The sequence below is a fragment of the Neorhizobium tunisiense genome, from assembly GCF_039631515.1.
GTDB lineage: Bacteria > Pseudomonadota > Alphaproteobacteria > Rhizobiales > Rhizobiaceae > Neorhizobium.
In genome coordinates this window covers 278,765-303,503 of sequence record NZ_JBDIUU010000008.1, presented here as the reverse complement: position 1 = coordinate 303,503, position 24,739 = coordinate 278,765, and the positions used below count along the sequence as shown (strand labels likewise).

Annotated in this window: 22 protein-coding genes; 11 read left to right on the top strand and 11 right to left on the bottom strand. The window is 63.0% G+C overall.

Annotation, left to right across the window (positions count from 1 at the left end; genetic code table 11):
- Positions 1-64: 64 nt before the first annotated feature.
- From ABCW43_RS22885 to ABCW43_RS22845, 9 genes are all read right to left on the bottom strand, one after another.
- Positions 65-826 carry an ABC transporter ATP-binding protein gene (locus ABCW43_RS22885; RefSeq protein WP_345928703.1) on the bottom strand — a complete coding sequence of 254 codons (762 nt, stop codon included), beginning with the start codon at positions 824-826 and terminating at the stop codon, positions 65-67.
- Positions 823-1,863 carry a FecCD family ABC transporter permease gene (locus ABCW43_RS22880; RefSeq protein WP_345928701.1) on the bottom strand — a complete coding sequence of 347 codons (1,041 nt, stop codon included), beginning with the start codon at positions 1,861-1,863 and terminating at the stop codon, positions 823-825. Before ABCW43_RS22880 ends, ABCW43_RS22885 begins: the two co-directional genes overlap by 4 nt.
- The gene (locus ABCW43_RS22875) at positions 1,860-2,882 is read right to left on the bottom strand and encodes an ABC transporter substrate-binding protein (protein WP_345928699.1); all 1,023 of its coding nucleotides are present in this window, start codon (positions 2,880-2,882) and stop codon (positions 1,860-1,862) included. The genes ABCW43_RS22880 and ABCW43_RS22875 overlap by 4 nt, the downstream gene beginning before the upstream one ends.
- Before the next feature lie 160 nt (positions 2,883-3,042).
- Positions 3,043-3,279: a hypothetical protein gene (locus tag ABCW43_RS22870; protein ID WP_345928697.1), complete on the bottom strand. Its 237-nt coding sequence runs from the start codon at positions 3,277-3,279 to the stop codon at positions 3,043-3,045.
- A gap of 563 nt (positions 3,280-3,842) precedes the next feature.
- Positions 3,843-4,046, bottom strand: a complete 204-nt coding sequence (locus tag ABCW43_RS22865) for a hypothetical protein (RefSeq protein ID WP_345928695.1) — start codon at positions 4,044-4,046, stop codon at positions 3,843-3,845.
- A 176-nt stretch (positions 4,047-4,222) separates the two neighbouring features.
- Entirely contained in the window at positions 4,223-4,666 is a 444-nt protein-coding gene (locus ABCW43_RS22860) for a hypothetical protein (protein ID WP_345928693.1), read from the bottom strand.
- Positions 4,667-4,677: 11 nt separating this feature from the next.
- The gene (locus ABCW43_RS22855; protein WP_345928691.1) at positions 4,678-5,070 is read right to left on the bottom strand and encodes a hypothetical protein; all 393 of its coding nucleotides are present in this window, start codon (positions 5,068-5,070) and stop codon (positions 4,678-4,680) included.
- A gap of 60 nt (positions 5,071-5,130) precedes the next feature.
- On the bottom strand, positions 5,131-5,703 hold the full coding sequence (locus ABCW43_RS22850) for a hypothetical protein (protein ID WP_345928689.1): 573 nt from the start codon (positions 5,701-5,703) through the stop codon (positions 5,131-5,133).
- 507 nt (positions 5,704-6,210) lie between these two features.
- Positions 6,211-7,497 (bottom strand): ABC transporter substrate-binding protein, encoded by a 1,287-nt coding sequence (locus tag ABCW43_RS22845; RefSeq protein WP_345928687.1) that lies wholly within the window; start codon positions 7,495-7,497, stop codon positions 6,211-6,213.
- Positions 7,498-7,692: 195 nt separating this feature from the next.
- On the opposite strand from ABCW43_RS22845, the gene ABCW43_RS22840 reads away from it, so the two are divergent.
- Genes ABCW43_RS22840 through ABCW43_RS22815 form a run of 6 tightly spaced genes read left to right on the top strand, consistent with a single transcriptional unit; the run spans position 7,693 to position 15,829 of the window.
- A complete protein-coding gene (locus ABCW43_RS22840) occupies positions 7,693-10,209 on the top strand; it encodes a hypothetical protein (protein WP_345928685.1) in 2,517 nt (838 codons plus the stop codon).
- A gap of 15 nt (positions 10,210-10,224) precedes the next feature.
- Entirely contained in the window at positions 10,225-11,319 is a 1,095-nt protein-coding gene (bglB, locus tag ABCW43_RS22835; protein ID WP_345928683.1) for a beta-galactosidase BglB, read from the top strand.
- Entirely contained in the window at positions 11,316-12,680 is a 1,365-nt protein-coding gene (gene pglB / locus ABCW43_RS22830; protein ID WP_345928681.1) for a polygalacturonase PglB, read from the top strand. Before bglB ends, pglB begins: the two co-directional genes overlap by 4 nt.
- Positions 12,668-13,786 carry an ABC transporter ATP-binding protein gene (locus ABCW43_RS22825; protein ID WP_345928679.1) on the top strand — a complete coding sequence of 373 codons (1,119 nt, stop codon included), beginning with the start codon at positions 12,668-12,670 and terminating at the stop codon, positions 13,784-13,786. Before pglB ends, ABCW43_RS22825 begins: the two co-directional genes overlap by 13 nt.
- Complete coding sequence (locus ABCW43_RS22820) at positions 13,773-14,768, top strand: carbohydrate ABC transporter permease (RefSeq protein WP_345928677.1); 996 nt, start codon at positions 13,773-13,775, stop codon at positions 14,766-14,768. Before ABCW43_RS22825 ends, ABCW43_RS22820 begins: the two co-directional genes overlap by 14 nt.
- A 2-nt stretch (positions 14,769-14,770) precedes the next feature.
- Positions 14,771-15,829, top strand: a complete 1,059-nt coding sequence (locus ABCW43_RS22815) for a carbohydrate ABC transporter permease (protein ID WP_345928675.1) — start codon at positions 14,771-14,773, stop codon at positions 15,827-15,829.
- A 3-nt stretch (positions 15,830-15,832) separates the two neighbouring features.
- Here the strand turns inward: ABCW43_RS22815 and ABCW43_RS22810 are convergent, their stop codons facing one another.
- The gene (locus ABCW43_RS22810) at positions 15,833-16,879 is read right to left on the bottom strand and encodes a LacI family DNA-binding transcriptional regulator (protein ID WP_445738993.1); all 1,047 of its coding nucleotides are present in this window, start codon (positions 16,877-16,879) and stop codon (positions 15,833-15,835) included.
- Positions 16,880-17,160: 281 nt separating this feature from the next.
- Positions 17,161-18,156 (bottom strand): inositol 2-dehydrogenase, encoded by a 996-nt coding sequence (gene iolG / locus ABCW43_RS22805; RefSeq protein ID WP_345928671.1) that lies wholly within the window; start codon positions 18,154-18,156, stop codon positions 17,161-17,163.
- Positions 18,157-18,322: 166 nt separating this feature from the next.
- On the opposite strand from iolG, the gene ABCW43_RS22800 reads away from it, so the two are divergent.
- The 5 genes from ABCW43_RS22800 (at position 18,323) to iolB (ending at position 24,731) form a co-directional block, all read left to right on the top strand.
- The gene (locus tag ABCW43_RS22800) at positions 18,323-19,135 is read left to right on the top strand and encodes a MurR/RpiR family transcriptional regulator (RefSeq protein WP_345928669.1); all 813 of its coding nucleotides are present in this window, start codon (positions 18,323-18,325) and stop codon (positions 19,133-19,135) included.
- A gap of 128 nt (positions 19,136-19,263) precedes the next feature.
- Positions 19,264-21,192: a bifunctional 5-dehydro-2-deoxygluconokinase/5-dehydro-2-deoxyphosphogluconate aldolase gene (locus tag ABCW43_RS22795; RefSeq protein ID WP_345928667.1), complete on the top strand. Its 1,929-nt coding sequence runs from the start codon at positions 19,264-19,266 to the stop codon at positions 21,190-21,192.
- Positions 21,189-23,012: a 3D-(3,5/4)-trihydroxycyclohexane-1,2-dione acylhydrolase (decyclizing) gene (gene iolD / locus ABCW43_RS22790; RefSeq protein WP_345928665.1), complete on the top strand. Its 1,824-nt coding sequence runs from the start codon at positions 21,189-21,191 to the stop codon at positions 23,010-23,012. Before ABCW43_RS22795 ends, iolD begins: the two co-directional genes overlap by 4 nt.
- Position 23,013: 1 nt before the next feature.
- Positions 23,014-23,925, top strand: coding sequence for a myo-inosose-2 dehydratase (gene iolE, locus ABCW43_RS22785; protein WP_345928663.1), 912 nt, complete (start codon positions 23,014-23,016; stop codon positions 23,923-23,925).
- A complete protein-coding gene (gene iolB / locus ABCW43_RS22780) occupies positions 23,922-24,731 on the top strand; it encodes a 5-deoxy-glucuronate isomerase (RefSeq protein ID WP_345928661.1) in 810 nt (269 codons plus the stop codon). The genes iolE and iolB overlap by 4 nt, the downstream gene beginning before the upstream one ends.
- Positions 24,732-24,739 lie beyond the last annotated feature (8 nt).

Here is a 24,739-nt window from a genome sequence, read left to right as displayed (position 1 = left end):
GCAGCGGCCTTCGGTTCCGTTGATGCGGGCGGCGCGATCGCGCCCCGTCGCAGGTGGGGAGTTGTCAGACGAGGTAGTGGATATGGGGTCGTGAATGGTGCGGCGAAGCTTCTACCCGTGCTTCGACGCAGAATACCTCCCTTAGCAGAGCTTCGGTCATCACCTCTTCCGGTGCCCCGCTGGCGACGATCCTGCCGTTCTGCATGACGATCAGCTCATCGCAGAACATGGCTGCATGATTGAGATCGTGAAGCGCGATGATGCTCGTCATTGGCAGGCCGGAAACCAGCCGCATCAGGCCGATTTGATGCTGGATATCCAGATGGTTGGTCGGCTCGTCGAGGATGAGTTCCTTCGGCGATTGCGCCAGCGCCCTTGCGATATGGGTGCGTTGCTTCTCGCCGCCTGAAAGCGATTGCCAGCGGTCGTTGCGCTTGTGGGCCATGCCGGCCCGCGCAAGAGCGGTCTCGACCGCTTCGTCGTCGGTGAGCGACCAGCCGGAAAATATCGACCGGTGCGGAAACCGCCCGAGCTTCACCACATCGACGACCCGCAGATTGGCATTGGTCGTGGCGTGCTGTTCAACGAAGGCGACCCGCTTTGCGATCGCACGCCGCCCAATCGTCTTGAGATCCTTGCCCTCGAGCATGATGGAGCCCGAATGCGGCAGTTTCAGACCCGCGAGCAAACGCAGGAGCGACGTCTTTCCCGAGCCGTTCGGTCCGAGCAGGCCGAGCGTCTTGCCCGGTCGTGCCTCGAACGAAACCCCGTCGAGCACGGTCTTCCTGCCAATTTTCCAGGTGAGGTTCTCGGTCTTGATGCTCATGACGCGCGTTGGAACCGGTAGAGGATGATCGAAAAGAAGGGCACGCCGACCAGCGCGGTGACGACGCCGATCGGCAGGACCTGCTGCGGGATAAGGGTGCGCGACGCAATATCCGCCACTACCATGAAAACGGCACCGATGACGGCGCAGGCGGGAAGCAATCGAACATGCAGCGGCCCGACGGCGAACCGCGCCACATGCGGGACGACAAGGCCGACGAAGCCGATCGAGCCGACCATGCTGACGATCGTCGCCGTCATCATCGCCGTCAGGGCGAAAAGCACGATGCGTGCCCGCGCGACATTGACACCGAGCGACGCCGCCGCTTCGTCGCCGAAGGCAAAGGCATCGAGTACGCGGGCATAAAGCAGGCAGGCCAGCAGTGCGATGCCGACGATGATCGAGACCAGCATCAGTTCCGGCCAGCGCACCCCGCCGAAACTGCCAAGCAGCCAGAACATCACGTCGCGCGCCTGCTGGGCATTGCCCGATGTCGTGACGATGTAGGACGTTGATGCATTGAAGAGCTGCGAAGCGGCGACACCGGCAAGGATGGTGCGGTCCGCACCGCCGCGCGTGCCGTTGGATAGCAGGGCCACGAAGAAGAAGGCCGCGAAGGCGCCGGCAAAGGCGCCGGCCGACAATGAAACCGCGCCCGCGCCGACACCGAGGATGACGATCGCGACGGCTCCGGTAGACGCGCCGGCGGAAATGCCGAGAACATACGGTTCGGCAAGCGGGTTGCGCAGCAGCGACTGCATGATTGCCCCCGACAGGGCGAGACCCGCACCGCAAAAGGCCGCGACCAGTGCCCGGCTGAGACGGTAATCCCAGATGACCGTCTCATGGATACGGTTGAGCCCGACCGCCGTCCACCCCAGCCGGTTGGTGACCGCAGAAAAGGTCGTCGCGAGCGGGATCGGCAGATCACCAATCCCGACGCTTATGCCGACGACGAGACCGATGGCTGCAAGCGAAGCCACCAGCACGGCTGCGAAGGCGAAAAGCGGCTGAAGGGAGCGGCGCGTTTCCGTCACTTCAGAAGACCGAGGGCCTTCAACTGTTCGGCCACCTGTTCGGCGCCGTAGATCGTCCGCACGGTCGGGTTCATGGCCTGACCGTCCATCACCACCAGTGCCTTGTTCTTCACGGCGGTGATCTGGCTGACGGCCGGATCGGTGGTCAGGAACCTGATCTTTGCTTCCGGCTTGTCGAGCTCCCAGCGGTTGCGGTCCAGATTCGCAACGACGATCACGTCCGGATTGGCAGCGATAATGCTTTCCCAGCCGAGCGTCGGCCATTCGGCTTCGGCGGTGACGGCATTGCGGCCGCCCAGGACATCGGCGATGAAGCCAGACGCGGCGTTTTTGCCGCCAAGATAGGCATCGGCCGACGGGCTGGGGCTGGAGAACCAGAAGACATAGGAGAGGCTTTTGCCGTCTTTCGAAACGCTGGAGCGAAGTTTGGCCTCGCGCGCCTTGAAGTCGGCGATCAGTGCCTGGCCGCGATCGGCGACATCGAAGATCTGCGACAGTTCGTCGATTTCCTTGTAGAGCAGATCCATGTTCCAGAGTTGGGCGCGGCTGCCGTACTGGTCCTTGACCTCCTTGGTGCTGAGGCAGGTGCTGGGCGAGAGATAGGTCGATACGCCGACCTTGTCGAAGTCCTCACGCTTGGCGACCTTGCTGCTCGGGCCGACCAGGCTTGGCAAAGCGGCGGCCACGAAATCCGGGTTCTCGGCCAGGATCGATTCGAAGGTCGGGAATTCGACGCTCAGAAGCTTGACCTTGGCATTGGCTTCGGCAAGCTGCGGCAGAACCTTGCTCGGCCAGAAGGCGGTGCCGGCCATCTTGTCCTGGAGGCCGAGCAGCAACAGGATTTCGGCGCTGTTCTGGCCAAGCCCGATCGCCCGCTCCGGCGCCTTCTGAAAGCTGACCTGCGCGCCGCAGTTTTCGATGGTCAGGGGGTATTTCGTCGATGCGAATGCCGAGGAAACAGTGAAGCTGGATGCGGTCGCGATCAACAGCGCGGTCAAGGTGGATTTTAGCGTAAGCATGGCAGGTCCTGGTTCAAGTCTGCCATGGCGAATAACCGTTCCTGCTCGTTTTAACAAGATAAAGTCAGTCACCTTTAATGTCGCAAGGCGACATCCTGCCAGAGGCGCATCGTCGCCTGCGTCTCAGATTTTGGTCGGGACAGAGCTGAGACAAGCGCTATCAGATCAGCTTGCGCCGTTTTGCCTTCATCAGGGCCAAGAGCTCGTCACCGCTGATGATCGGCTCGGGAATCTGGCCGCAATGAACGAAGACCTCGATTGCCGGAAGCTCGCCGATATTTTGTCTGCAGTAGGCCAAGGCCTTTTCCAGCGAGGCGAAGGTCTGGCTGGGGACGTCTTCTGACCAGCAATGCACCGTGGCGGGCACGCGCGCATAACCCGGAATTCGGTCGGGCATATTTAGGGTTTCCTCGGCGTATCGTTCTGGTGCGAATTTTTGTCACAATTAGCATATGACAAGAACGGGCGGGGGCTTTAGCTGGTCGGGTAGTTACCGGTCTGCAACCCGAAACCAGGCAATTTGAACGGTTGGCGTCTGATGTCCTCCCGCGCCGAGGCGCAAGGTGACGGCGTCAGGTGCGGGCATGGATCCCATACGGCGCGATGAACACGTAGAGGCAGAACGCTGCGACCGCCACGCCAGCGACAAACATGTCCAGGCCTCGACCGGTGACGGCGCGCAGAGATCGCTGCCGGTTCGGGAGCATCGACGGCTCCCCGGATCGAGCTAACCTTCAGGCCGCTCCCGCAAGCAGGACGCTGGCGATGATCAGGCAGCCCAGCGCCGCGTTAAGCCCGATGTAAAACGCCAGTCCATGTTGGTGGTCGGGTTTGCGATGCATCTCGTTCTCCTCCTCCTCTTCCTGGAAATCCAACCCGTCGTCGCGTTGAAAGTTCCGTTCAGCCTTGGTCGTGCCGCTGACATGGGAAGTGCATGAAGGAAAACAGGGAGATGCCCGCCTAGTCTCCCGCCGCTCCAAGCCCAAGCGGCCCATTGATCCTGTTCAAGGCTTCCCCGAGGGATTTGACTGCGTCCATTGTCACGGCCTGTGCCGACATCAGCATCGCGAGGTCAGCCTCCTTCCCCTGGTGGGACAGCGCAAGCGCGCGCTTGTGCAGCTGTTGGCTCATGGTGCTGAGTTGCTCATAAGTATTTTCGTCCATCTTCATCCTCCGAAGTCTGCGCGATTCAAAGCCCCAGGCCGGCATTCGGTTCCCGCCGGTGGGCGAAAAGGCGCAAATCGTCAGGGGCGGCGAAAAAGAGGCCGGGAACCGGAGCTGACGCCGCAGGTCGGTGTCGGCTCCCGCTTTGGGAGGGGAGCCGATCGTCGTTTTCCAAGTCACTGCTGCGGCAGAATGACGTTGCTGTCTGTGGTGCTTTTGACCGGTTTCTGCCCTGGGACGTGGGACATGCTGCGCGTCTTGCTTTGTAGCTCGTCATCCTTGACCCGCGTCTTCGTCTGCGATTTGCTGAATGTGCCCTGGTCCATGGCCTGCGCCTTGGACTGAGCCTTCAGCTGGTTCGGGTTCTCGTTGATCTTGGTCTGGCTCCGGGCTTCGCCGTCGGCTGTCGCCGCACTGCCTCCGGAGCCGATCGAGGCTGTGGTGCCGTCGTCGGTCTGGCAGGCTCCCGCAGTGCCGAGTGTGCTTGCCGATGTGCCACCTGCGGCGGCACTGCCGGCGGAGCCGACCGTGCCGGCCGAGTTGCAGTCCTGTGCAAGCACGGGGGTGGTGGCGACCGAGGCAATAAGCGCCAGGCCCGCCAGGGATATTGTCTTCGACATGTCAATCTCCTTCATTTCTGAGGCTTGGTGACGTCGCAGGTGCCATCCGACCGGCGGGTGATGACGGTTCCATCGGGCCGGATGACGCTTGCCGTCGAAAATGCCTGACTACCGGCGGTGCCGGTTGTGACGGACGAACCGGCGCTGGACGATGCGGAGCCACCACCCGAGTGCATCGTCGTGGTCTTGCCGTCGATCGTCGTCGAGGACGATATGCTGCCGCCGCCTGCGGTGACAGATGTCGACGGTCCGTTGCCGATCGAGCCCGTGCTTTCGATGACGGTGCAGGTCGTGCCGTCGTCGAGCTTGACGGTCTCACTGGCAAAGGCCGAGCCTGCGATGATCACCGCCAGTATCAGCGGCAGGGCGAAGGCCCCTTTATATGCGAATGATGCCGAGGTCATTTCGGCTCTCCTATGGATAGGACGAAGGCGGAACGATCCGCCCTCGTCCGATGGATGGGACTAGCAGGAAGCGCCGTCTTTCTTGGCCTGGCCCGGAGGACATGCCTTCTTGCCTTGTCCGTGTTCCAGGCCGGCGGCGCCAGCCGAGCTGCCGCCGGTTCCGACGGAACTGGTCGACATGCCGTCCTTGGCCGAGGTGCCGCCGGTCCCGAGCGTCGAAGCGGAGCCTGAACCGCTGCCCGAACCTGCCGCCGACCCGCCGGTGCCGACGGAACTGCTGGACTGGCCATCGCCCGCGGACGTGCCACCGGTGCCGAGCGTCGACGCCGAGCCGGAGCCGCTGCCAGTGCCCGCCGCCGAACCGCCAGTGCCAACCGAGCTGCTGGACTGGCCATCGCCGGCAGAAGAACCGCCGGTGCCCAACGTGGAGGCGGAACCAGAGCCGCAATTGGTGGTGCCCGGCGCACAGTTCGTACCGGCAGAACTGCCCCCGGTGCCAACTGTGCTGCTGGATGTGCCGCCGCCGGCGCTGGTTCCGCCGGTACCGACCGTGCTGCTTGTCTGGGCGAAGGCGGACAGGGTTGTGCCCGCGAGAAGCGCCGTGGCAAAGGCCACGCGAGTAACGATGTTCATCTTTTTATCTCCTTGAGTTTCCACATGCTTCCGACCGCGACCGCGTCTCCGAAGCTGTGGAACGAACTGACCATCGGCGGCGCATGTTCCGCGCTAGGGCTTCAGTCCTATCAGGGCTGAGACCTTCGACCACGGGCGTCATCGACTAAGGTCCGGTGCGGTGAGGAAAAGGCCCCGAACGCGGAACTTAAGTCACGATCGCGTTGTTCAGCGCGTCTCAAAAAGGGAGGTTCAGATGGAAGAGAGTGTCTATCAGGCGCGTTGGCTGCTGATCATCATCGCTTTGCTGGTCGTCGGAATGACCACCGTCGGCGCCGCAGCCGGGTGAGCCAGCCAGAGAGCGCTAGGGGCAGCGCCTTCTTGGCCAGACCCCTGCAAATTGATATCCAGCCGTACTGTCCGGCAGACCCGCAGCCGAGCGTCTGTCGTCAGATCGGGGGCCACTTTGCGGCCCCAGGTCCCTGGGAAGGCATGCCGGGTTCTGTGCCCACCCGGCATGCCGGATCGTCACTTCACCGCCAGCGCCTCGTTGATCTTGCCGGCGTCGGCCTCGAGGTTCTTGTAGGTTTCCTCCAGGCTCAACTCGCCGACGATGAGCTGGCTCATGCGCTGGACGATCTGCTGGTAGATCGCCGTGCCGCCCTTCAAGCGTTCGAAATCCCGCGCGACCTGGGGAACGTTCTTCTTGTTGTCCAGAAAGACCGCCATGGATGCCTTGGCGTCATTGCTCGAGATCTTGTATTGCGGGTTCTTGATGTCGGCTCCCGTCAAGATGACGTAATTTTCGGCAATCTCGCGCTGTACCTTCTCCGAGCCGAGAAATTCGATGAACTGGGCGACCGCTTCGGGGTGTTCGGTGCGCTTGAAGCCGACGATCGCGGTCGCGCCCGGCATCGCATAACAACCGGCATCGCCGCACGGCGCATTGATGGCCGTCCACTGGAAGGCATTGCCGATCTTCTTCTGGAAGGGGTTCACCATCCAGTTGCCGGCGAGATAGGTGACGACGTTGCCGTTGACGAACTCATCGCCCATGTTCTTGTACTGCGAGCCGCCGGCTGCGCCCCACATTTCCTTGGGGAAACTGCCGTTCTGGGTCCAGGAATAGAGGTCGGCGATATATTTGCGGGCGGCCGCATCCGGGAAGCTGAACTTGCCGTCCTTCACATAGACCGAACCGTAGGAATAGGCGCCGCCGGAGAAGCGGTGGCCGGACCGGTCCATGGTGAAGGGGATCTGTGCGCCCGTCGCCTTGGCGACGCGGGCGGAGGCTTCGACGATCTCCTTGAGCGTGGCCTTCGGGCCGGGCAGCGGTTCGCCGGCCTGCTCAAACAAGGTCTTGTTGACGAACGGCAGGTTCAGCGTCTGGGACGCGACGTAACCGTTGATCGACTTCGGGTCGTTGATATTGGGCAGCCGAAGCTGGTTGAGGCTGTCTCCGTGGAGCTTGGCGAAGGTGTCGGGGTCCTTCATGTAGCTGCGCATGTCGAGATAGTAGGGTGCGAGCTGCCAGTCGGTGATCTTGGCGAGGTCCGGTCCCTTGCCTGCGGCCAGCTGGACCGGCAGTTGCTTCACCACCGCATCATAGCCGGAAGACACGAAATTGACCTTGACGTCGGGATGCGACGCCTCGAACTCCTTGCTCAAGGCAGCCATGCGCTCGACATAACCCTGGTCGTCGTCGGTGAACAGGAAAGTGATTGTCTTGGCGTCCGCCATGGCCACGCCCGAAAGAGCGAAGGCCGAGAATACGAATGCACTTATCCCTGATATCCCTGATGGAAGTCTCTGCATTTTTCATCCTCCCAATGAAAATATTTTCACAATTCGGAAGGTTCTCTTTCGGAGTTTCACCTTCGAATTTCTCTTTTTTGACGCTTGACAATCCAAACGTCAAGCTGTTTTGTCGGCTAAATTCGAAACTACTCACAAAGCCGGAGCAGGCGAAGTTCGAGTAATAAAAATATTTTCATGATCTGGGAGGCAGTCATGGAGCAGTCACCTACAGCCGCGGACCGTTCGCGCGCCGCTGGCTATCACGTCGCCCCCGGCGAAACCTTCACCGCGTGGGTCGTTTCGGATCTGCGCCAGGCGTATTTTCCAGGCGAACCGGCGCCGGCGGAAGATCGCGTCAATTACCGCTTCATCAACGGCTTCGTGGATGTCGGCGACCTGCCTTGCCGGAAAACCTTCCAGGCGCAGATGATCGGGCGGGAAATCCGTGCCGAGCACGACTGGAAGCCGGCCTCCCTGAACCTGCCGGGGCCGAACCGCCGCGTCGAATTCACCGGCTTCTGGCACGTGCCCACCCATGTCAGCCGCTGGCTGCGCGGCAGTTTCCGGGCCGAGGCTGCCCGCCGCGTGCCGATGCGGCTGAGAACCTGCGGCGGTGTGCGGATCTGGGTGAATGGCGAAGAACAGGTGCGGTTCGAGCCTTTCCGGCGCAATGTCGAGAGCGAGACAGGGATCGTCCTGGCGCTGAAGGCCGGCGACAACGACATCCTTCTCTTGACCGAAGACCTCGCGGAGCGGGACACGATCTGGTTCTTCGAGCTGGAACTGGCCGACGACAGGCCGCTGGACATCGCTTTGCCCGCGGAACTGGACCGGCAGGAGGTTCGGCGGCTCGAACTCCTTGCGCGCGCCATTCGGCCCGCCGCCGACGTTTTCGTCGATCGCCCGCTGGAGATCCTTTTCGACAGCCCGCCGGGCGCCGATCTGCCGGTCGGCATCGAAGTCTATAGCCATGGTCACGACCGGGCGGTGCTGGCAAGGGCCGACCTGACGCTTGGTGCCCAGGAGACCCGGCTGGTCGCTCCTGCCATCAAGGGCCTGCCGGACGGATATCACGGCATCAGGCTGAAGATGGGCTCCGGCGCAGCAGTCGTCGCCCGCCATATCGACGCCGCCTTCATGAGCGGCCTCGGACTGCCGCGGGCCGCAGCGACGCTTGCCGAACGCAAACGCGAGGCGCTGATCTTCAGCGCCCGTTTCGGTGCCGAGCGCATCGGCCGAGTCCTCGCCATGGCGGCAGTCGGCGAGATCGAGGGGGAGGCGATGGACAGGATCATCGCCTCCACCCTCGAAGTCATCGACCGGCGGGAGGATTGTTCCGATTTCGTGATGGTGCCGCTTCTCTGGCTCCTTGGGGAATACGAGCATGTCCTGTCATCCGAAACGGCAGAAAGAATCCGCGCATCCGTCGCCGGTTACCGTTACTGGGTGGACGAGCCCGGCAACGACGTCATGTGGTTCTGGAGCGAGAACCATGTCCTGTGTTTCCACACGAGCCAGTTGATCGCCGGTAGGTTGATGCCGGATACCGTGTTTTCCGCTTCCGGCAGGACGGGCCGCGAGCAGGCGCAGCTGGCGGAAGACCGGCTTCGCCGCTGGTTCGACAGCGTCGAGGCACACGGCCTCGCCGAATGGAATTCCGCAGCCTATTATCCGGTGGATTTCATCGGTCTGCTCGCCCTCGAACGCTGGGGCGGCGACGGTATCGCCCCGCGTGCCCGTCATCAGCTGGATCTGATCTTCCGGATGATCGCGCTGCACACACTGGCGGGCGTTCCCGCCGGCTCGCAGGGGCGCGCCTATGACAAGGAGCTGAGGGCCGGCCCACTGACGGAACTCGCACCGTTCGCCCGCGTGGCATTCGGCAGCGGCTGGCTGAACGGCGGCGTCGCTTCGCTTCCGATGTTCTGCGTCGGCTCCTACGCGCCGCCGGACGACCTGCCGGAGTTTGCCCAGCTGGCGCCCGGACGCTCGATCGAGGCGCGTTATGCCCAAGGGCTCGAAAGCGGCAAGCTGGTGCTTTTCAAGACGGAGGCCTCGCAGCTCTCGACGGTGGTCGATCACAAGACGGGTCGGAAGGGCCACCAGCAGCACGTGCTCGACATCCGGCTCGCCGGCCACCCGATGGCGAGGCTCTGGGTCAACCATCCCGGAGAAGACGACCCGTGGGGCACGCAGCGCCCGTCCTATTGGGCCGGCAACGGCATCCTGCCCCGCGTCATGCAATATCGCGACGTCGCCCTGCTGATCGCCGACACCGAAGGCACGCGCCATGCCTGGACCCATGCCTATCTTGGCCGCGACGGCCTCGACGAGGTCGTCATTGACGGAAACTGGCTCCTGACCCGCTCAGGCCGGGGTTTTGCGGCACTTTATGCGACCAACGGACTTGGACTCGTGGCCGACGGAGCAACCGCCGGGCGCGAGGCGCGTTCCGAGGGTGCGCTCACCGGCTGGGCGGCCGTGGTGGGCGCGGGCGACGAAGCCGCTTTCCGCCGTTTCGTCGAGCGCATCCGCGCCACCTCCGTCTCGTTCGATACCGGAAGCAAGGTGCTGAGCCTTTCACCGCCGGACCGCGAAACATTGACACTCTCCTATGCCGGCGAATTCACCGTTGGTGGAGAGCCGCGGCCCTTCATCCACGATCAGCCCGTGCCGATCCTGACCTATGACAGCACGACCGCCGCCGGCGACCATCCATTTTATGCATAAAGGACATTCTGACCGATGGATTCGATGACCCTCAACAAACCGGCCCTGCAGGAGACGATCGATCAGGTCGCGGTTGCGTTCAGCCGCCTCAAGGGCATCAAGGAAGGCCTTGCCGGTGCCGATGCGGATGGCGGTATCCAGTTCGACGAATGGGACTGGGAAGTTGGCGTCGGCCTTTATGGCTTCCTGCGCCGCGCGCTGGCCGCCGGCGACCGGCAGGCCATCGACGATCTCGTCGCCTGGTACGGCCGGCAAATCGGCCGCGGCCTGCCGCCGAGGCAGATCAACAGCACGGCGCCGATGCTGCCGCTCGCCATCCTTATCGACCATGTCGACCGGCCGGATTTCCGCGCGCTTGTCGAGGATTGGGCGGACTGGCTCGTCCACCGGCTTCCGAAAACCGAGGACGGCGGCTTTCAGCACGTCGTCAAGGAAAGGCTGAACGACGGCGAGCTCTGGGACGATACGCTGTTCATGGCCGGCCTGTTTCTGGCGCGGGCGGGCGTCGCCTGCGGGCGCCGCGACTGGATCGACGAGGCCGTCTACCAGTTCATGGTGCATGCCCGCTATCTGTCCGATCCGGTCACGGGCCTCTGGTATCACGGCTGGACCTTCAACGGCCGGCATAATTTTGCGAGAGCCTTCTGGGCGCGCGGCAACGCCTGGATCACGGTTGCCATTCCCGAACTGTTCGAACTCGTCCCGGACCTCGAGGAAAAGGACAAGCGTTTCCTGTCGAACGTGCTTGCAAGCCAGGTCCGATCGCTGAAGCGGCTGCAACGCCCTGACGGCATGTTCCATACGCTGCTCGACGATCCGACATCGCCCCTTGAAACATCGGCGACGGCCGGGATCGCCTACGGCATCCTGCGGGCGATCGATGCGGGCATCCTCGACGCTTCCGACCGGGTGCATGCGGAGCGGGCGCTCGCGGCGGTGCTCGCCCATATCGACGACGAGGGTGTCGTCCAGGGTGTTTCGGATGGCACGCCGATGGGGCACGATCTCGACTTCTACCGCCGTATCCCCAACCTGCCGACCCCCTATGGCCAGGCGCTGACGATGCTGCTGCTGACGGAAGTCCTTCTCGAAGGCGAGGATGGGGCATGAACCGGTTCCCGTCCCTTCTTATAGAGCCCATGCAGGAGGACGAGACGGCGCGCATTCAGGCGGCAATCGACCAGATGGCCGCGCGCGGCGGCGGCTGCGTGGAACTTGCTGAAGGCATCCACAATACCCGCGGCCTGAGACTGCAATCCGGCGTCGAGCTTCATCTGGCAAGGGGCGCGATCCTGCGCCCGGCGGCCGACTACGGAGCCTACGAGGAGACATCGGTTTCGGTCATTGCCGAGAAATCGAACCGTGCGATGATCGTTGCAAGAAACGCGACGGATATAGCCTTGACCGGCCCCGGACGCATCGAGGCGGGAGGCGAGCATTTCATCGCCGGCACCGACGAGGCGATGGGCACGCTCGTTCCGGCGGAATTCCGCCCGCGGGTGGTGGTCTTCGAGACCTGCCGGGGCGTGCGTGTCGAGAGGCTGGAAATCGTCGATTCGCCGATGTGGACGCTGCATCTGGTCGATTGCGACAACGTCTATATCGGCGGCGTGAAGGTGACGAACAACCGGCGCATGCCGAATACCGACGGGCTCGTGCTCGACGCCTGCCGGCATGCGGTGGTGGAAGACTGCATCATCTCGACGGCCGATGACGGCATCTGCCTGAAGACCAGCGCCGGACCGGACGGCCAAGCGATCGGAGAGTGCGAAAACGTGTGGGTCCGTCGTTGCCGGGTCGAGAGCAAGAGCTGCGCGCTCAAGATCGGCACGGAATCCTACGGCGATTTTACGGACGTCGTTTTCGAGGACTGTCGCGTCCATGATTCAAATCGCGGTCTGGGACTGTTTTCGCGCGACGGCGGGCAGATGACCGACATCCGCTTCTCCCGGATAGAGGTCGATTGCCACGAGACGCTCGACGGCTTCTGGGGATCGGGCGAGGCGTTGACGGTGACGGTGGTGGATCGCATTCCCACCCGCCGGGCCGGCGCCATCCGCAACCTGCTTGTCGAGGACTTGAACGGCCAAATGGACGGGGCGATCGCCCTCGTCTCGACTTCCGCCGCGGGCATCCACGGCGTCAGGCTTTCACGGCTGCGATTGCGGCAGCGGAAGGGCCTGCTCGGCACCGGACTTCGCTATGATCTGAGGCCGACCTACGCGGATATCGCACCGAGCGCGGACGCTGCCGGCCGTGCGAATGCCTGGACGAAAGGGGCGGACGGACGGGTGATCGGCCTTGTCGACTACCCGGGAGGCATGCCGGCGCTTTTCACCGCCGGCATAGAGGGGATTGCGATCGAGGAGACGCATTTCGAGAGGCCGCAACCGATACCGGAAGGCTGGAACGTCGAAAGCGTCATCCATAAAGTGACTGAACCTGACGGGAGCAGGGAATGGGAAATCTGAAACTTACGAATGTCACCAAGGCATTTGGTGCGCTGACCGTTCTGCACGGTATCGACCTGACGATCGACGACGGCAAGTTCGTCGTGTTTGTCGGGCCGTCCGGCTGTGGCAAATCGACTCTTCTGAGGATCATCGCGGGGCTGGAGGATATCAGCGCCGGCGGCATCGAGATCGGCGGGCGCGATGTCGTCCAGCTGTCGCCGGCGGAGCGGAAGATCGCCATGGTCTTCCAGTCCTATGCCCTCTATCCCCATATGAGCGTGCGCAAGAATCTCGCCTTCGGGCTCGAGAACCTGAAATTCAAGCGCAGCGAGATCGAGACGCGGATCGCGGAGGCGGCGCGCATGCTGGCGCTCGAACCCTATCTGGACCGCAAGCCGCGGCAGCTTTCCGGCGGCCAGCGGCAGCGTGTCGCGATTGGCCGCTCCATCGTGCGCAACCCCGATATCTTCCTCTTCGACGAGCCGCTCTCCAACCTCGACGCGGCGCTGCGCGTCCAGACAAGGGCGGAAATCACCCGGCTGCATCGCCAGTTGGGGACGACAATGATCTACGTCACCCATGATCAGGTCGAGGCGATGACCATGGCCGACGAGATCGTCGTGCTGAACGGCGGGCGGATCGAGCAGGTGGGAACGCCGCTCGAACTCTTCGACAACCCGAGGAACCTCTTCGTGGCCGGCTTCCTGGGCTCGCCGCGCATGAACATCCTGAAGGGCAAGGTGACGGCGCTCGGTTTAGCCGGGGTGACGATCGACGCCGGATACGGCGCTCCGCTCACTGCGTCGATCGATCCCGCCGCGGCGAAAGTGGGCCAGGCTGTGCTTGTCGGCATACGGCCCGCGCATTTCGCGATCGGCAATGAAGGACTGCCGTTCGTCGTCCAGTATCACGAGAGCCTTGGGACCGAGACCTATGTCTACGGGACGCTCGAGGGGCGGGGCGAACAGATCATCGTTCACCAGACCGGCCATTTCGCGCCGCGGCCCGGCGACCTTCTGCGGATCATGCCGCTACCCGGTCGGGTGCACGTCTTCGATCCCGAGAGCGGCCTGGCTCTGCCGCAATCTGTTAGCCAACGGAGTGATGCCCATGAGCACGCCTAAGGCGACTGATTTCGGCGGCCGTGCCCTCGATTTCGTCATGGGCATAGTCGAGGCGCCCATCAACGGGTTCGAACGGCTGATGGGCAGGAAGCGGATGCCCTATCTGTTCCTTGCACCGAACCTCATCCTTTTCGGCATCTTCACCTTCCTGCCGATCGCGATTGCGGTTGGTTATGCCTTCACCGGCGGGACCGGCCTTTTCGTGTCGGAGCGGCCTTTCGTCGGCCTCGACAATTTCCGCCAGCTGCTGCAGTGCGAAGACTATCTCCGTCCCGGAAGCTGCCGCGAATCCCTGTTCTGGACGGCGATCTGGAATACGCTCTGGTTCGTCGGCTTCAACGTCGCGGCGACTCTGCTCGTGGCCCTGGTGACGGCGCTCATTCTTAACCGGGCGATGGCCGCGCGCGGTTTCTTCCGTGCCATGTTCTTTTATCCCGTCCTGCTGTCGCCGGTCGTCATCGGCCTCATCTGGAAATGGTTCCTGGATCGCAACGGCTTGCTCAACGCCTTCCTGCAGATGCTCGGCGTGCCGCCGGAGATCTTCCTGCTGGATGTGGGCTGGTCGCGCTTCTTCGTGGTGGTGGTTTCCGTCTGGTTCCACATGGGTTTTTATACGCTGATCCTTCTCGCCGGCCTGCAGGCCATTCCCAAGGACCTCTACGAAGCCGCCGCGATCGACGCGGCCTCGCCCCGGCGCACGCTTTTCCGGATCACGCTTCCGCTTCTCGGGCCGAACCTGCTCGTCGTGCTGATCCTGCTGATGATCCGTTCGGTGCAGATCTTCGACGAAGCCTGGGTGCTGACCAACGGCGGCGGACCCGGCACCGCCAACAGTTTCATCGTGCAGTACATCTACCAGATGGCTTTCGGCAGCGACCTGCGGCTCTTTGGCCTGGCTTCCGCCGCCTCCGTTCTGATGGGGCTCGTGCTGCTGGCTCTGACGCTCATACAGCTGCGGCTTGGCCGCAAGATGGAGTCCTGACCATGTCGCAAGGCCTCTCACCCATTGCTTTCTTGACACGCACCCGCCGGCCGGGGCGGATCGGCGTCACCGACATTCTCTCCTGGGCCTGGCTGATCCTGGGCACGCTTGCCGTGCTCATCCCGGTGGTCTGGGCGGGCCTCTCCTCCTTCAAGCCGGCCGCCGAGATCACCCGTTTTCCGCCGACGCTGCTGCCGCGCGCAGCGGTTCAGCAGACCGTACCGGGCTTCGACGCTCCGCTCAGCCTCTGGACCGTCGATATCGACGGCCAGCGGCGCGAGATGGCGATGGTCCGGCGTATCGGGCTGAAAGCCCAGATGGTCGATCCCAGCAATCCCGGGCCGCCGATCAGCGTCGACGTCAAGAACATCTCGCCGGTCCAGCGACTCACCATAGCCACCGAGAACTACACCGATCCACTCACTAGGTTCGACTTCCTGACCTTCCTCAAGAATTCGGTCTTCGTCACCTTCGTCGCCACGCTGCTGACGCTGATCGTCAATGCGCTTGCTGCTTTTGCGCTGTCGAAATACCGGTTCCGGGGTGAGAAGGCGATCTTTGTGCTGATCATCTCGACACTGATGATCCCGCTGACGGTGGTCATGGTCCCGGCCTACCTGGTCATCGTCGGCGTCGGCCTGGTGGACAGTCTCTGGGGCATCATCATCCCGACGGTCGCCTCGCCGACAGGGGTATTCCTGCTTCGCCAGTACATGCTCACCATCCCCGACGAACTGATCGAGGCGGCCCGCGTCGATGCGGCAAGTGAGTTCCGGATCTTCTGGCGCATCGTGCTGCCTCTGACGGCGCCGGCGCTTGCGGTGCTGGCGATCTTTTCGGTCCTTTGGCGGTGGAACGACTTCCTCTGGCCGCTGATTGTCTTGAGCAGCCGCGAAAACTTCACCTTGCAGGTCGGGCTCAACGCCTTCCAGGGCGAGTTCTCCGTGCAGTGGAACTACATCCTCGCCATGACCTTCCTGAGCCTGGCGCCGGTCACGGTCGTGTTCCTGTTCCTGCAGAAATACATCACCACCGGCATTGCCGGCACGGGAATGAAGTGAGGTTTACCTGCGGGGCGGCGCGACGCTGCCCCGCAGCACCAGCTTGCAGCCGAGTTCCAGCCGATAGGCCGGCCGCAGCGGATCGTTGGCGACGAGCCGCTGTTCCAGAAGGCTGATTGCGGCCGCCCCCAGCCGGTCTGTCGGCAACTGGACAGTCGAGAGCGGCGGCGTGCTGAACTCGCCGGGCACGATGTCGTCGAAGCCGAGCACGGACATTTCCTCCGGCACGCGGATCTCGAATGCCGCAAGCGCCCTCAGACAGCCGAGCGCCAGGTTGTCGGCAGCGCAGAAGATCGCCGTTGCGCCGCGCAGGCCGGGGTCTTCGGACAGCAACTGGCGGATTGCCTGCTCGCCCTGATAGGGCTCGTATCCCTCCGCCTCGACGACCATCTCCGGCAATACGGCAAGGCCGGCGGCGAGATGCGCATCGGCGTAACCGTCATACCGGCGGCGGATGGTGGTCCTGCCCCTCCATGTCAGATGCAGGATGCGGCGATGGCCGAGCGAAAGCAGGTGCTCGGTCCCCTGACGGGCGCCGAAGCGGTTTTCACCGGTAACCGTATCCACCAGCATCGAAGGGTCCTCGCCGTTCAGGATGACGAGCGGCGTCCGCCCTGCGGCAAGGGCGCGGATCAATTCCGGCCGGTCGTCGTTGAGGATGACGATGCCGTCGACGTTTTCGGCCTGCGCCATGCGGCGCACCTCGTTCGCGTCGATGCGGCTGCCGGCGCTGACAAAAGGCACGATCCGGATACTGAGGCGTTCGCATTCCTGACGCAGGCTGTTGAGCATCGTCCAGCTGACGAGATTGATGTCGCTGTGAGGCGCGGCGTCGCTGGTGACCGCCAGGAGAATGGTGCGAAGCGTGGCGATCGTCGCCCGGCTTCTACGCTTTTCCAGATATCCCAGCCGTTGAGCGGAATTCAGCACCCGCTCCCGAACTTCTATGGATATGGGCGCGGTTCCGTTGAGAACATGAGATGCGGTACTGAGCGAAACACCGGCATCCAGGGCCACATCTTTCAAGCCTATCTTGGCTTTCAACAGAATTTCTTTCGATTTAAGCTGGGTTTTTGAAGCGCCGATGCGAGCAAACAATGTCTCACATTGTTCGTGCAGGCCATTTGGATATCTCCGTGCACGACCCTTTGCCGGAGCGATGCCTCATCCCCCTGATGCGATGAACTTTGTCCATCATGCATGCTCACGTGGCTCCAACGCAAGACAATCCTGACGCGGCCTTTCGTTGAAAGCCGCGTCGCTGTTGTTCTGAAAGCACTCCCGTATTTCTACCCCAGGCACCTGTGTGCGAAACCAGGTGCCGTGGACCTCTATTCGCCGATGACGATCGACTTGCCTTCCTTGACGGCCCGCAGGGCTGCGTCCGCCAGCATCAGCGCGATCACGCCGTCTTCGGCGGAAGGCGAGGGTGCCGAGCCGCTTTCCAGGCTGTCGATGAAGGCGGAAATTTCCGCCGCATAAGCCTCTGTATAACGGGTCATGAAGAAGTCGTGCAGCGGCGGGCGGGTGTAGCCGTCCTTGTTGGCGATCTCGATCGAGACCGGCCGCTGGTTTTCGGCGGTGACAGAGCCGAGCGATCCGTGCACCTCGATGCGCTGGTCATAACCGTAGCTTGCCCGGCGGGAGTTGGAGATGATGGCCTGCCTGCCGCTTTTCGTCGTCAGGATGAGGCTTGCGCTGTCATAGTCGCCAAGTTCGCCGATCTTCGGATCGACCAGCACGGCGCCGGACGCCATGACGCTGTGGATTTCCTCGCCAAGCAGGAAACGCGCCATGTCGAAGTCGTGGATGGTCATGTCGCGGAAAATGCCGCCCGAAACCTTGATATATTCAGCCGGCGGCGGGCCGGGGTCGCGGCTGGTGATGGTCACCATCTCTACCTTGCCGATCCTGCCGTCGTCGATCGCCTGGCGCACCGCGCGGAAATGCGGATCGAAGCGGCGGTTGAAGCCGAGCATCACCTTGGCGCCGGTCCTGCGCACCGTCTCGACGCAGGCTTTGGCGCGGTCTACGTCGAGGTCGATCGGTTTTTCACAGAAGATCGCCTTGCCGGCCTTGGCGAAGCGCTCGATCAGGTCCGCATGCGTGTTGGTCGGTGTGCAGATGATGACGGCATCGATATCGCGATCGGCCTCGACCGCATCGATCGTGCTGACCTTGCAGCCGGTGCTGTCGGCGATCGCTTGCGCCGCGTCGGTCATGGCATCCACGACGGCGACGAGCTTGGCTCGCTTGTCCTCCGCGATGGCGCCCGCATGTACTTTGCCGATCCGGCCTGCGCCGAGAAGCGCCAGTTTCGTGACCATGATGTCCTCCCGTGACATTGTCCGCTGTTTCAGCCTGATCCGCCTGGGCGGGCGACGCAACCGCCTTCCCTGCTGCGTTTCACACTGTCCAAATCAAAATTTGGAATATATGTTCTATTTTGCTAGTTTGTGATTTCATCCATGTCAAGGAGAACGGAAGGACCGAATGGAGGACAGGGCGCCGGCCAGCATCAAGCAATTCGAAGAACGGCTGATCGACGTTTCGGAAGGCCTGCCGAAGCGGCTGCGGCAATGCGCCGACTATGTCGCGGCCAACAAGGGTCGGATCGCGGTGTCCACGGTGGCCGAGATGGCGGAAGGCGCCGGTGTGCAGCCCTCGGCCTTCATGCGTTTCTGCCGGATCCTCGGCTTTTCCGGATTTTCCGAAATGCAGCGGCTGTTTCGCGAGTCCTACGCGGGCGGCTGGCCGGATTATTCGACACGGCTGAGCCACCTGCGGGAAAAGGCCGAGGGCAGCGCTTCCGCGCTGCTTGCCGAGTTCGTCGATGCCGGTCGCGCCTCGCTTGAAAACCTCCTGAAGACGATCGATGCGAAGACCCTGGACGATGCCGTCGAGGCGCTGGCGAAGGCCCAGATGATCCACATCATCGGCCTCAGGCGCTCCTTTCCGGTCGCAAGTTACATCTCCTACGCGTTCGAGAAGATGAACGTCCCGGCCATGCTGCATTCCGGTGTCGGCGGGCTCGACAACCACAATGCAATCCGGACCGGCGACGTGCTGCTGGCGGTCACCTTTTCTCCCTATTCGGCAGAGACGGTTGACATGGTCGAGGCAGTGAGCGCGCGGGGCATTCCGGTGGTGGCGTTGACAGATACGATAGTCAGCCCCTTGCGGAAGTTCGAAGCGATCACACTTTCAGTCTCGGAGGTTGATTTCGGCGCTTTCCGCTCACTGTCGGCGACGCTCTGTCTGGCTATCGTGCTGTCCGTCGCGGTGGGCACAAAGCGATCCGACTGAATGTTTATGTTGAAATATTCAAAAATAGAATTTATAGTCCATTTCTGACTGGAGGCGGCCGGAGAGGACCGGCCGCCTCCGGGCGGTATCGATGGGCACAAGGCCCGGCCGCCGCAAGGGAGGGAATCTTGACGTCACTGGATCTCATCACAATCGGCCGTTCGTCCGTTGATCTTTACGGCGTGCAGGTCGGCGGGCGTCTGGAGGATATGGCTTCCTTCAACAAATATATCGGCGGCTCGCCGACGAACATCGCGGCGGGTGCGGCCCGGCTCGGGTTGAAATCGGCGCTGATCACCCGGGTCGGCGCAGAGCATATGGGCCGGTTCATTCGCGAGCAGCTTGTCCGCGAGAAGGTCGACGTGCGCGGTGTCAAGACCGATCCGGAGCGCCTCACAGCGCTCGTTTTGCTCGGCATCCGCGACCAGCACCAGTTTCCGCTGATCTTCTATCGCGAGAATTGCGCCGACATGGCGCTTTGCGAAGACGATATCGATCCTGGCTTCATCGCGGAAGCCGGCTGCGTCTGCGCCACGGGCACCCATCTTTCCCACCCGAACACCGAGGCTGCCGTCTTGAAGGCGCTGCGGCTCGCCCGCGAAAATGGCGCCCGCACGGCCCTCGATATCGACTATCGTCCGAACCTGTGGGGTCTTGCGGGCCACGAAGCAGGCGAAAGCCGCTTTATCGAGTCCGGCAAGGTAACCGCCAAACTGCAATCGAGCCTGCATCTGTTCGACCTGTTGGTGGGTACGGAAGAGGAATTCCATATCGCCGGCGGTTCGACCGATACGCTCGAGGCGCTGAGGGCGGTTCGCGCCGTCTCCAAGGCGACGCTGGTCTGCAAACGCGGCCCGATGGGCGCGGTCGTCTTCGAAGGCGATATTCCCGACAGCCTCGAAAAAGGCCAGACGGGACAGGGTTTTCCGATCGAGGTCTTCAACGTGCTCGGCGCCGGCGACGGCTTCATGGCGGGCCTGCTGAAGGGGTGGCTCACCGGAGAGGACTGGCCGACCGCGCTGAAATACGCCAACGCCTGCGGCGCCTTTGCCGTGTCGCGGCATGGCTGCACGCCGGCCTATCCGAGCTGGGAAGAGCTGCAATATTTCTTCCGCACCGGCATCCGGGACAAGGCGCTGCGCAAGGACGGTGCGCTGGAGCAGGTACACTGGTCCACCAACCGGACGGGCGAATGGCCGCAATTGCGGGTCTTCGCCTTCGATCACCGCATGCAGCTCGAAACCATTGCTGATGAGGCGGGCCAGAGTTCGGAGCGGATCGATGAATTCAAGGCACTTTGCCTGAAGGCGGCGCTCGACGTCTCGGATGGCAGGCAGGGCTACGGCATTCTCTGCGACGGGCGGCTCGGCCGCGAGACGCTTTACAAGGCGACGGGCACGGGATTGTGGATCGGCCGGCCGGTGGAATGGCCGGGTTCGCGCCCGCTGACGCTGGAGCCCGAGCTTGGTCCCGATTTCGGCGGCATCACCGAATGGCCGGTCGAGAATGTCGCCAAGGTTCTCTGCTTCTACCATCCCGATGATCCGGCCGAGATGCGGGAGAAACAGGAAGAGGTGATCCAGCGCCTGTTCGCCGCCACCCGCCGCAACCGGCTGGAAATGCTGCTGGAGGTGATCCCCTCCAAGGTCGGACCGGTCAACGATCGAACCGTTGCCGATATCATCGAGCGCTTTTACGAGATCGGCGTCTATCCCGACTGGTGGAAGCTCGAGCCGATGAAGAGCGAGGCCGCCTGGGCGAATGCCTGCGCCGCGATCGAAAAGCACGATCCCTATGTGCGCGGCATCGTCGTGCTCGGGCTCGATGCGCCGATGGCGGAGCTGGAGGAAAGCTTTGCCACTGCGGCACGCTTCGACCTTGTGAAGGGTTTTGCCGTCGGTCGGACGATTTTTGGCGATGCCGCGCGGCGCTGGTTTGCCGGCGCGATCGGCGACGAAGAGGCGATCGCCGACATGGTGCGTAAATACCGCGAGCTCTGCACGGCCTGGGACACGGCGCGCGCAAGAGCCGGCAGCGGAGGAGGAAACGGCCGATGAAAACAGTGAGACTGACCGCCGCGCAGGCGATGGTGCGCTATCTTGCCAACCAGATGACGGAGGAGGGGGTACCCTTCATCGCTGGCGTCTGGGCTATCTTCGGCCATGGCAATGTCGCCGGCATGGGCGAGGCGCTGGCGGGCATCCGCCACGACCTGCCCACCTATCGCGGCCAGAACGAGCAGTCGATGGCCCACTCGGCAATCGCCTATTCGAAACAGCTGCGCCGCAGCCGAGCGATGGCGGTGACCTCCTCTATCGGACCGGGCGCTCTCAACATGGTGACGGCAGCGGCGTTGGCGCATGTCAATCGCCTGCCGGTGCTTTTCATTCCTGGCGACGTCTTCGCCAATCGCGGTCCGGATCCGGTCCTGCAGCAGATCGAGAATTTCGGCGACGGTCTTGCCAGCGTCAACGACTGCTTCCGGCCGGTCAGCCGCTATTTCGACCGCATCAGCCGGCCGGAACACCTTCTGACTGCGCTGCCGCGCGCCATGCGGACGTTGACGGACCCGGCCGATTGCGGCCCGGTGACATTGGCCTTCTGCCAGGACACGCAGGCCGAGGCCTATGATTATCCGGAGAGCTTCTTCGACAGGAAAATCTGGCATTGGCGCCGGCCGCGGCCGGATGAGAACGAGCTTGAACGTGCGGTCGAGGCGATCAGGGCCGCAAAAAACCCGGTCATCGTCGCCGGCGGCGGCGTGCATTTTTCCGCCGCGACCGGGACGCTCGCGGCGTTTGCGAGCCGGCACAATATCCCGGTCGTCGAGACGCAGGCCGGCAAGTCGGCGCTGTCCTGGGACCATGCATCGAATTTCGGTCCGGTCGGCGTGACCGGCGCTTCGAGCGCCAATGCCGTTTGCGAAAATGCCGACCTGGTGATTGGCGTCGGTACCCGGTTCCAGGATTTCACCACCGGCTCCTGGGCGCTCTTTAAAAACCCCACGCGCCGTATCCTGTCGCTCAATGTCCAGCCCTATGACAGCGCCAAACACGAGGCGATCCCGCTCGTCTCGGACGCCAAGGTCGGGCTGGAGCTGATCAGTGCGGCGCTCGGCGATCATCGTTTCCAGGCATTGGATGCGAGCCTGAAGGAAGACTGGTTCGCCAAGGCGGATGCGGTCACCGCTGCTCCCAAGGACGGCAATCTTCTGCCGACCGACATGCAGGTGATCGGCGCAGTGCAGCGCGCCTCGCGCGACAACACGGTCGTCATGTGTGCGGCCGGCACCATGCCGGGCGAGCTGCACCAGCTCTGGAAGGCGGGCAGGCCGCTCTCCTATCACATGGAATACGGTTTCTCCTGCATGGGCTACGAGATTGCCGGCGGGCTTGGCATCAAGATGGCGGAGCCGGATCGCGACGTGATCGTCATGGTCGGCGACGGCTCCTACATGATGATGAACTCGGAGCTTGCGACGGCCGTTGCCATGGGCGTCAAGATCACCGTCGTGATCACCGACAACCGCGGCTACGGCTGCATCAACCGGCTGCAGATGGCGACCGGCGGCGAAGAGTTCAACAATCTCTATGCACACACCAACCAGGCGAACCCGATGCAGATCGATTTCGCCGCCCATGCCGCCGCGATGGGCGCCGATGCCCGCAAGGTCTCCTCGATCGCGGATCTGGAAGCGGCATTGAACGGTGCGCGGGAAGCGAAGGTCGCAACCGTGATTGTCATCGACACCGATCCCTATCCGACGCCTGAAGGCGGGGGATACTGGTGGGACGTCGCGGTGCCGCAGGTCTCGACCCGCGCTGAAGTCACGCAAGCTCGCGCCGCCTATGAAGCGGCACTCAAGGAAAGACGCTGACATGATCCTCTACGGTACCAATCCCATCGCCTGGTCGAACGATGACGACCGTTCGCTCGGCGCCCATATCAGCCTCGACCAATGCCTCGACGAGACCGCGAAGATCGGGTTCGACGGCATCGAGAAGGGCCACAAGTTCCCGCAGGAGCCGGCCGCGCTCAAGGCCGTGCTGGAGCCGCGCGGGCTGCGCTATGTTTCCGGCTGGCATTCGCTGAACCTGCTCGTCAACTCGGTCGAGGACGAGAAACGAGCGATGCAGCCGGCGCTCGATCTCCTCAAGGCAATGGGTTCGAAGGTCATCATCGTTTGCGAGACGTCGAATGCCATCCACGGCGACAACGGCAAGGCCGTCAACGACCGTCCGAAACTCGCTGACGGCGAGTGGAAATCCTTCGGTGCCGGCGTCGAGGCGCTGGCGGAGTTTGCAGCCGGGCAGGGCATCACGCTCGTCTACCATCACCACATGGGCACGATCGTCGAAAGCGAAGACGAGATCGACAGGCTGATGGCCCATACCGGCCCGCACGCGAAGCTTCTGCTCGATACCGGCCATTGCCTGTTCGGCGGCGGCGACCCGGAGCGCGCCGCGAAAAACCACATGGCCCGCGTCGGGCATATCCATGCCAAGAACGTGCGGCCCGATATCGCCGCGCAGGTGCGGAGCGAAGGCCTTTCCTTTCTCGAAGGTGTGCGCCGCGGCGTCTTCACCGTCCCGGGCGACAAGGAAGGCGGCGTGAGTTTCCCGCCGGTGCTGAAAATCGCCGCCGACCATGGTTATGAGGGCTGGCTGGTGATCGAGGCGGAACAGGACCCGGACGTGCGCAATCCCTTCGAATACCAGAGCATGGGTCTTTCCTCGCTGAAGGCGATGGCCCAGGCCGTCGGCCTCGACAAGGGGAGGGGCAACGCATGACCAACCTGCTGCGCAAGCCGAAAGGCGCATCCGGCAAGGTGCATGACGTGACGCCGAGGGATGCCGGCTGGGGTTATGTCGGATTTGGCCTCTACCGCCTGAAGCCCGGCGAAAGCGCTGCGGAACCGACGGGAGATACGGAAGTCATCCTCGTGCTGGTCGAGGGCAAGGCGGATATCTCCGGAGGAGGCAAGGCTTTCGGCGAGCTCGGCGACCGGATGAACGTCTTCGAGCGCAAGCCGCCGCACTGCGTCTATGTGCCTGCCGGTTCCGACTGGAGCGCGAAGGCGACCACCGAATGCACGCTCGCTGTCTGCACCGCGCCGGCCAAGCCCGGACGCGAAGCGGCGGTGATCGGACCGGAAGGGCTTTCCCTCAACACCCGCGGCAGGCAAGCCAACACCCGTTACATCTACCCGATCGCCATGGAGGAAAGGGACGTCGCCGACAGCCTTCTGGTCACGGAGGTGTTCACGCCGGCCGGCAATTGGTCATCCTATCCGCCGCACCGGCATGACGAGGACAATTTCCCCGACATGACCTATCTGGAAGAGACCTATTACCACCGGCTGAACCCGGCGCAGGGGTTCGGCTTCCAGCGGGTCTTCACCGAAGACGGTTCGCTTGACGAGACCATGGCCGTCTCCGACCACGATCTCGTGCTGGTGCCGAAGGGCCATCACCCCTGCGGCGCGCCTTATGGCTACGAGATGTATTATCTGAACGTCATGGCCGGCCCTATCCGCAAATGGCGGTTCAAGAACCACCCGGACCATGACTGGATCTTCAGAAGGGACAATCCCTAAGCCGGTTC